Annotated in this window: 6 protein-coding genes and 1 pseudogene; 4 read left to right on the plus strand and 3 right to left on the minus strand. The window is 57.7% G+C overall.

Annotated features, from left to right (window positions below):
- Positions 1–1,502, minus strand: a 1,502-nt coding sequence (locus M7R55_RS07620; protein ID WP_298219821.1) for a CHASE domain-containing protein, incomplete at its 3' end; no start/stop codon positions are given.
- 336 nt (positions 1,503–1,838) lie between these two features.
- Between M7R55_RS07620 and M7R55_RS07625 the strand changes: the two genes are divergently transcribed.
- The 3 genes from M7R55_RS07625 to opgC all read left to right on the plus strand — a co-directional run bounded on the left by M7R55_RS07625 (position 1,839) and on the right by opgC (position 4,791).
- Positions 1,839–2,576 (plus strand): DUF2076 domain-containing protein, encoded by a 738-nt coding sequence (locus M7R55_RS07625; RefSeq protein WP_298219822.1) that lies wholly within the window; start codon positions 1,839–1,841, stop codon positions 2,574–2,576.
- Positions 2,560–3,384 (plus strand): inositol monophosphatase family protein, encoded by an 825-nt coding sequence (locus tag M7R55_RS07630; protein ID WP_298219823.1) that lies wholly within the window; start codon positions 2,560–2,562, stop codon positions 3,382–3,384. The genes M7R55_RS07625 and M7R55_RS07630 overlap by 17 nt, the downstream gene beginning before the upstream one ends.
- Positions 3,385–3,648: 264 nt before the next feature.
- Positions 3,649–4,791, plus strand: a complete 1,143-nt coding sequence (gene opgC, locus M7R55_RS07635; RefSeq protein WP_298219824.1) for an OpgC domain-containing protein — start codon at positions 3,649–3,651, stop codon at positions 4,789–4,791.
- A gap of 12 nt (positions 4,792–4,803) precedes the next feature.
- Here the strand turns inward: opgC and M7R55_RS07640 are convergent.
- Both M7R55_RS07640 and M7R55_RS07645 read right to left on the minus strand, forming a co-directional pair.
- Positions 4,804–6,048, minus strand: a pseudogene (locus tag M7R55_RS07640) (protein adenylyltransferase SelO); the annotation flags it as partial.
- A gap of 12 nt (positions 6,049–6,060) precedes the next feature.
- On the minus strand, positions 6,061–6,306 hold the full coding sequence (locus tag M7R55_RS07645; protein WP_298219825.1) for a hypothetical protein: 246 nt from the start codon (positions 6,304–6,306) through the stop codon (positions 6,061–6,063).
- A 133-nt stretch (positions 6,307–6,439) separates the two neighbouring features.
- On the opposite strand from M7R55_RS07645, the gene M7R55_RS07650 reads away from it, so the two are divergent.
- Positions 6,440–6,787 carry a high-potential iron-sulfur protein gene (locus M7R55_RS07650; RefSeq protein ID WP_298219826.1) on the plus strand — a complete coding sequence of 116 codons (348 nt, stop codon included), beginning with the start codon at positions 6,440–6,442 and terminating at the stop codon, positions 6,785–6,787.
- Positions 6,788–7,134: the final 347 nt, after the last annotated feature.

A 7,134-nucleotide genomic window follows, 5' to 3' on the forward strand; every position in this document is an offset into this window, starting at 1 on the left:
CCTGTCTGTGCGTCGATCAGCAACATCACCGCGTTGTTGTGTTCGAACATTTGGCGAAACCGCGCTTCGCTTCGCGATAGCGCCTCGGCGTTTTTGCGGGCATCGGTCATATCGATGCCGACCGTCACGAGGTACTCGGGCGCCATCTGATCATCCAACAGGAGCGTGGTGCTCCAGTCAAACTCATGCCGTTTACCCGACCGATCGAGCCAGGGCATATCAAGACGCGCGGGAATATCCTTGGCCAGAAAACGCTCGAACACCGCTCTGACGTCGGCTCGCTGATCCGGCGGCAAAAAGCGTTCCCAATAAAATGGCTTGCCGACGACTTCTTCGGCCGTACAGCCGGTCAATCTCTGGGCTTCGAGATTGAAGCGTATGATTTCGGCCTTGCGGTCGATCACCATGACGACACCCCCCGCCGAATCCAGAATCGCCCGATTGAAATTGCGCTCTTGTTTAAGATCGTGGGTGCGTGTTCGCACGGTATCCTCGATCAGCGCCTGCCTGCGTTCCCGCTGCCTCATGTACAAAGCCAGTAGCACTGAGAGCAATAAGCCCAGAATCAGAGTCGCCGTACTCGCCGAATGGTGAGTGGACAAGGCGGGCGACCGCCGCAGGGCCACTACCGTCCATGTTCGGTTGGCCACGGTCAATGTACGGGTCAGCCTGTGGGGGCTGGACAGCACCTGCGAGATATCGGCAGATTGCCCACCCGGATATAAAATCTGTGGACCACCTTTGGCCGAGTTATCGACGATCACAAGCCGCACCGCTGGGTGGTAAGCGTCGTCCTTTGCCATCAGTCGATCAAGCCGGAATACCCCCAGAACAAAACCGCGCACCGGGGTGGTTCGATGCTCCGCCAAACGTGTAATGGACGAAAATACGGGCCGAAAAACCAGAAAGCCGTTTGCCTTGACCGAATCCTGAACCAGCGAGATCCGATCCGTCGCCACGGGCTTGCGCGTCTCGATCGCGCGTCTCATGGCGGCGCGGCGCAGCGAATCGGCCCAAAGATCAAAACCCAAAGCCGCTTCGTTACCATGGTAGGGGGCAAGAAAATACACCGGAAAATACTCCGGGCGCTTGGCGGCGGGAATCAATGCCCCGGAGGCGTCGCGCTCGGTAAATTCAAATGCCGGGAATCCATCCAGCCGTGCCGCGGCGGTCACGGCGGCCCGCTCTGCATCCGGCACCCGAGGGACCCATTCAAGCGCGGAGATGGGTGAACTGCCATCGAGAAAGGGTGAAGCCAGGCGCTGAAACAGCGCGCGGTCCACCTGGCTGGTTGCATCGAAATAAGCACCCAACGCGTCGAGATAATTCAGCGACAGGCGCATACTGCCGGCCAGGTCCTCTATCCGCTCGGATGCGTGAACCTCAAACTCGATATCGGCGGCACGATCTTCCTGCCCACGCAGCACAAAAAAGGCGGTCAGCGTAAACACAACCGCCAGTGCAAAACCAAAAATCCAGTGCATATTGGCGTGTAATTTCATACCCATAGATACCCGGGGCGGATTGATAACACCGATCTGAAAAATAACGTATAAATCACCTTTTGCCGTAAAAACCGAAACCAGCGCACCGGCCCGGCCGATTCAAACCAGACCCGACCGGTATTCACGCCTTATTCGGCCATATGGCAACCCATGCGGGGATTTTCACATAGATTTGCGACCAGTTGGCGACAAAAGGCGTGTCACAAGAAAAACGGAGGAACCCTGCGTTACGATCGGACTCCAATCAAACGCTGAATGTGCCATTCTGGCGCCCGGATCAAATCGGATACTTTTGCACAAACCTTATTCTGGCTTAACCTGAGGAGAGAACAGATGAACTATCAAGAACGCACCCTGTTGAACAACCTGCTCAATAACCTGCGCGAGGCAGCCCAAGGCATGACCTCCTCGGCACAAGACCCCGAAGCGGCACAAATGATCCGTGACACATTCACGGCAGCACCCGATGCGGCCTACCTGCTCGTTCAACGGCACCTGCTGCTCGAAATGGCCCTGGAGCAGGCCCAGGCCCAGATCAAGGCCCTGCAGTCGCAGGCATCCGGCAGCTTCCTTGGCGGAACAACCCCCCAGTCCATACCGAACAACCCCGTACAGACCAATGCGTACGGGCAACCTATCGGCCGCGCTGAACCTTCCCCCCTACCAGCAGCCGCTTCAGCCGCCAATTCAGCGGTGCCTTCCGCCCGGCCGGCCTTCGGTGGCGGCTCCTTTCTCGGCACGGCGGCGGCTACCGCAACCGGTGTTCTCGGGGGCGCCCTGCTCTTTCAGGGCATCGAACACCTGATGGGCGGTGGTTTGGGTGGCGGCGCGCTGGCGGGTAATCAACCCGTGGAAGACGTGACGAATATCACCGAAAATTTCTATGAAACATCACCCGGCACGGACATGAGTACAAGCGGCTGGGATAACAGCACCTCGCCATTTGATAACCCGGCGGCAGACCCGATTGACCCGATGCAAGCGGACAGCAGCGGAATGTTCGATCAGGGCGACTCGGGCAGCGGTTTTTTTGATGGTTTATTGGGTGACAGCGATGACGAGTGGGTTTGATTGGCATGCCGATTGGCTGCAAACCCGCGACGCCATGCGTCGGATTGCCCGCCAGCACATGAGCATGGCGGTAACCGAGGTCGAAACCAAGGCGGATGGCAGTTGGGTTACTGCCGTCGATCATGCGATTCAAGCCGCCGTTCAGGACTGGCTGGCCGAGCGATTCCCTGCCATCGGCTTTCTGGGCGAAGAGATGACCGACGAAGAACAGAATGCCGCCTGGGCACGCTGCCTTGCAGGAGAACAAGCGCTCTGGGTCGTCGATCCGCTGGATGGCACCAGTAATTTCCGTGCGGGCTTCCCGGTATTCTCGCTCACACTGGCGCTGCTCGACCGCGGTCAGGTCATCGCCGGGCTTGTCTATGACCCCGTGCGCGACGAGATGTTTCATGCCCGCCGCGGCACTGGTGCCTTCCTCAACGAATCACGTCTGGACGTACGCAAACTACCCGAACTGCCGTTGGCACGTTGTCTGGCCATCGTCGATTTCAAACGCCTGAATAAAACGCTGGCTTGCCGCCTCGCCGGGGACGCACCGTATGCCTCGCAGCGCTCCATCGGCTCGGTTGCTCTGGACTGGTGCTGGCTTGCCGCCGGGCGCGTTCAGGTCTATGTGCACGGCAAACAAAAACCCTGGGATTATGCCGCAGGGCAATTGATTGCGCTGGAGGCAGGCGCATCCTCGGCCGCGCTCGATGGCCACCGTGACGCGCTGGATGATGAACTCAAACTTGCGCCACGATCGGCGGTTGTGGCCGTTAGCGAATCGTTGATGGACGAGTGGCTTAGCGTGTTACTCAAAGCTTGATAAGCCTGTGATCAATTCAGAAGCTCCTGCAACGCAGGAATACCCCGTCATTTCAATGGTATCCAGCATTGAAGTACTCTTTGAAAAAACCAACGATCCCCCTTTTCAAAAGGCAACGCCACACCCCCCTTTGAAAAAGGGGGGCAGGGGGGATTTATGAATCCGTCCTATCTGTTGAATAAATTCCCCCTCAATCCCCCTTTTGCAAAGGGGGAGGTAGGATCTGCCCGAAATTCCCATCACCTTTCTCTTCCAGCCTGAGCCATGACCACGAAACCAATCCAACCTATTCAAAGCAACCGACTGTTATATTTAGATTTTCTCAGAGGACTCATGCTTGTCGGCATCACGCTTGGTCATTTTGGGCCCACATTCGAATGGCTGATGTGGCAACCCTTGGGATTCTTTAGCAATGCAGAGGGCTTTGTTTTACTTTCCGGCACCGTTTTCGGACTGGTCTACGCCAAACTCGAGCAACGTAATCCTGCTTCCATGGCCATCAAGGCCCGACATCGCGCGTGGGTCATTTATCTCAGCCATTTTGCGCTGTTGATGTTTGTCGCGCTCTACACCTTGATTACCCATGGCTGGGCGGATGACTGGCACAGCCACGCACAATTCATCGCCGAGGCGCCCGCGCTGGGGCTGATACTCGGCACGTTGCTGATCTACCAGCCGCCGCTGCTCGATATCCTGCCGATGTATGCTCTGTTCGTGCTTGTCGCGCCGGGGATCATCCGTCAATTAGTCGCCGGGCGCGTTTGGCTGGTATTGGGTGTCAGTCTGCTGGTCTGGTGGCTGTTTTCCCAGGAAATAGCCGGGGGCAACTGGCGTTCGGCCATCGCCAGCCACCTGGGTCTGGACTTCCCGTTTCAGGTCGGTGAATTCGATCCCCTCGTCTGGCAAATCCTGTTCTTCGCCGGCGCGGCGCTGGGCGTTCGCATGTTCCAGCAACGCCTGCCTCGGCAACCACAGATCGCGCTCGCGCTCATCGCTATGGTCGCGATAGTGGTTTTCTTCGGCCTGCGTCACGAGCTGATTCCCTTCCCGGCCTTCTGGAACCCCGCCTGGGTGGATCGACACCAACTGGCTGGTCTGCGGTTCGTCAATATCGCCGCGCTCGCCTACACGTTCTGGACGCTGCTGTATCTGGCACGCAAAGTGGACTGGCCCGCCTGGGCGCTGGCGCTGCCGAAACCGTTCGCCTGCCTCGGGCGCCACAGCCTCGCGGTGTTCAGCGCGCATGTGGTGCTCATCTACCTTACCATTCCGATTCAGATGACCTACCCGCTGTTCTGGCGTTATGTGATCGGCCTGAGCCTGATATTCATCCTGTTGGCGCTGGCTTGCGGACTGGATATTCGTGCCAGGCGGCAGCGGCAGGCGCAGTCCATCCCCACCCGGTGACAGCGGCGCGATTCAGGTACCGCAGAATGTCGTGAACGGTCCGAACGACGCGGGCGCCGGTTCGGCGTACTTCTGCCACTCGGGGCGATTCTCAAACGGATGCGTGACAGCCGTGAGCAATGCATGAAAAGGCCCAAAATCATCATCACGCACGGCGGCTTCAATCATTGCCTCCACCTGATGATTGCGGGGGATGATCACCGGGTTCACGGCATCCATGCGTTCGGCGCGCTCATCGGCCGTCCGTTTTTCCTGTGCCATGCGGGTATTCCAACGCTCAAGCCAGTCGGCAAAATCCGCCGAGCCATTGAACAGCGCCCGCAGCGGTTCTGCATTACCGCGCACCGCGGTCGACAGCAGGCGAAAACCTTGCGTGAAATCGACGTGCTCCGACTGCATTGCCGCCAGGAGCCAGTGAATCAGTTCCGTATCACCGCTATCGCTCACACCCGTATCGCTACTCAAACCGAGCTTGGGACGCATGGCCGCCAACCAGTGCCGGGCATAACGGTCAGGGAAATCAGCCAGCACGGTATTGGCTTGCGCAATCGCTGCGTCCCCATCCGTATCAATCAATGGCAATAGGGTTTCTGCAAAGCGCGCCAGATTCCAGCGCGCGATATTCGGTTGATTGCCGTAGGCATAACGCCCCTGCAGATCGATCGAACTGAAGACGGTTTTCGGGTGATAGGCCTCCATGAACGCGCAGGGGCCGTAATCGATGGTTTCGCCCGCAATGCTCGTGTTATCGGTATTCATGACGCCGTGCACGAACCCGACCGACATCCAGCGCGCCACCAGATTTGCCTGCGCATCGACCACCGCTTCGAGCAGCTCAATATAAGGCGAAGTGCTGTTCTTCAAGGAAAGATAATGGCGATTGGTGACGTAATCGGCGAGCTGTTTCAACCGAACGGCATCCCCACCGCGCGCGGCAAGAAACTCGAAGGTGCCCACCCGGATATGGCTCGCCGCCACCCGTGTGAGTATGGCGCCCGGCACCTCGCCCTTGCGCCACAGCGTTTCCCCGGTAGTCACCGCCGCCAGCGCACGCGTGGTTGGAATGCCCAAGGCGTGCATGGCCTCGCTGACCAGATATTCTCGCAGTACCGGGCCGAGGGCCGCCTTGCCGTCGCCACCGCGCGAGAACGGTGTTCGCCCCGCCCCCTTGAGCTGAATATCCCGCCGTTTTCCGTGGCGATCGACCACTTCCCCCAGCAGCAAAGCCCGACCATCGCCCAGCAGCGGCACGAAATTGCCGAACTGATGTCAGGCGTAGGCTTGAGCCGACGGTTCCGCGCCGGCAGGAAGGCGGTTTCCGGAAAAAATCTCCGCCCCGGCTTCATTGCTTGGCAAATCAAGCCCCATCTCGGCGGCCAGTAATTCGTTCCAGGCGATCATTCGCGGGTTCGGCACACGATCTGCTTGAGCGGGCAGACACAAGTCATCGACGGCATAGGCCAATGTCTGCTCTAAACACCAGTGCAAAGAATCCTGCTTGGGAGAAAAAGACATGAGAACCCTCGATACGAAAAGGCGATACAGCAAACAGTATGGCCTGATAAACAAAAAATCGGGAGGAAGGAGGAAAAAGATAGCAAAACCATCTAGTATAAGAGGTGCCTAAACAGCACAGAGGAGATTGAACATGAGTAATAATCGTTCTGACAGCGCTTCTGCGCCCACCCGTCGTCATTTTTTGAGCGTTGCCGTCAAATCGGCTGCACTGATTCCGATAGCCGGTATGGGTATGGCGCGTATGGCCGTCGCCGCAGACTTGCCTCATCTGTCGCCTTCCGACCCGACAGCCATGGCATTAAGCTACGTTGAGGTGGCCACCGAAAGCAAAAGCTCAGCATATAAGGCGGGGGACGCCTGCAATAGCTGCGCACTGTATCAAGGGGATCGCAAAGCCGATTGGGGGCCATGCGCCGTTTTCCCGGGCAAAGACGTCTCAGCTAAAGGCTGGTGCACCTCGTACGTGAAGATGAGCTAACGTCCAAGCCACACAACAGCAAGCGAATTCGCAAAATCTCGCATCATGTCAACAAAGCCCGCGCATTGCGGGCTTTGCTTGTTTTAACTTTAGGGAACCTCTGCACAAAAGCAGCGTTCTTTCGGGTAGCAGATATGACTCGGCAAATCCCCCCTGCCCCTCTTTCTCAAAGGGGGAGAATTAGCCCTTTCTTTTGAACGAGAGCGCCTTGTATGTTTCATTTTGCCCGATGGAACGTACATTTTATGTAAGATTCATTTGGCTCGGCATGACAGTTCGAAGTGCCTCTGGGACATCAAGCCCGTGGGGGAGCGATGAGCGTCCTGCCGATTTTTCACGATTAACCC

Source organism: Halothiobacillus sp., assembly GCF_027346185.1.
Classification (GTDB): Bacteria; Pseudomonadota; Gammaproteobacteria; order Halothiobacillales; family Halothiobacillaceae; genus Halothiobacillus.